Here is a 331-nt window from a genome sequence, read left to right as displayed (position 1 = left end):
ATTGAAGCCGTGATCCCGGCGTTCCACGATTACAACGCCCGTATTGCCGAGCCGGGCGGGTTTCGTATGGATACCCCTGCATCGCGCCGTGAATGGCGAACGGAGAATGGCAAAGCCAACTTTATCGTCAGCCATCAGCGGGCGGTAGAGCGGGAAAATCAGCCTGCCGATACGCTGATACTGGCGACGCTACGCAGCCACGATCAGTACAACACCACGATTTATGGTATGAACGATCGCTATCGCGGCATTACCGGTCGTCGGGATGTGGTGTTTTTAAGCGCCGAGGAAGCGGCGGCTCGCGGTCTGAGCCAGGGAGATGTGGTCAACG

Annotated in this window: 1 protein-coding gene; it reads left to right on the top strand. The window is 58.0% G+C overall.

Annotation, left to right across the window (positions count from 1 at the left end; translation table 11 throughout):
* Window positions 1-331 (top strand): molybdopterin dinucleotide binding domain-containing protein (locus tag FDX22_RS31430; RefSeq protein ID WP_370317623.1); only part of this gene is annotated, 331 nt, incomplete at both ends.

This window comes from Citrobacter sp. TBCS-14, from assembly GCF_005280805.1.
Lineage (GTDB): Bacteria > Pseudomonadota > Gammaproteobacteria > Enterobacterales > Enterobacteriaceae > Citrobacter > Citrobacter gillenii.
This window is presented reverse-complemented; position numbering and strand designations above follow the sequence as displayed.